This is a genomic window from Polaribacter glomeratus, assembly GCF_002954665.1.
Taxonomy (GTDB): Bacteria; Bacteroidota; Bacteroidia; order Flavobacteriales; family Flavobacteriaceae; genus Polaribacter; species Polaribacter glomeratus.
This window is the reverse complement of the sequence record NZ_MSCM01000002.1, coordinates 44,175-44,859: the sequence shown is the minus strand read 5'-3', so window position 1 is coordinate 44,859 and position 685 is coordinate 44,175. Positions and strand designations below refer to the sequence as shown.

The following is a 685-nucleotide window of genomic DNA, read 5'->3' as shown; positions in this document are numbered from 1 at the left end:
AAACCGTTGGCTGTTGATGATACTATGGTGTCACTATCAATAGCGTCAATTGGTTATAATAGTACAGAGAATAGTATCAATGTTTTAGGAAATGATACTCCAGGAAGTGATGGATATATTAATAAAGGGTTAACGATGGTTAATGGCACAAGTTCAAATGCAAGTGCGAATAGTGGCGCAATTAGAGTTGAAAGAAACGGTACTTTAGATACTTTAGATGATGTTATTATGTATTCAGCACCGACTAATTTTAGTGGAGTAGATACATTTAAATATACAATAACAGATGCAAGTGGAGACGCATCTACAGTAACAGTAACGTTAACGGTTTCTGGACCAATAACAAATGTTCCAACGGCAGTAGCTGATAGTTTTTCAATTTTAACAGACGCAACAACATCATTTGATGTATTAGATAATGATACACTTGGAGATGATGTAGTTGGTTCGGTGCTTACTATTGATGCAACAGGTATAACAGGTTCAGTAAGTGTAGTTCCAGGATTATTAGCAGATGCATCCGATGACACCTTGCTGTATACGCCAGCTAGTGGAGCTATAGGGGTAGATACTTTTAGTTATACAATTACTGATGGTAATGGAGATTTTTCAACAGCAACAGTAACAGTTAATATTAGCGCAGTTGTAGTAGCTCAGAGTGATAAGCCAGAAGCTGTAGATGATA

General features: G+C 36.6%; 1 protein-coding gene. It reads left to right on the top strand.

What is annotated here, in order from left to right; translation table 11 throughout:
* Positions 1 to 685, top strand: a 685-nt coding sequence (locus BTO16_RS10275) for an Ig-like domain-containing protein (RefSeq protein ID WP_170064449.1), incomplete at both ends; no start/stop codon positions are given.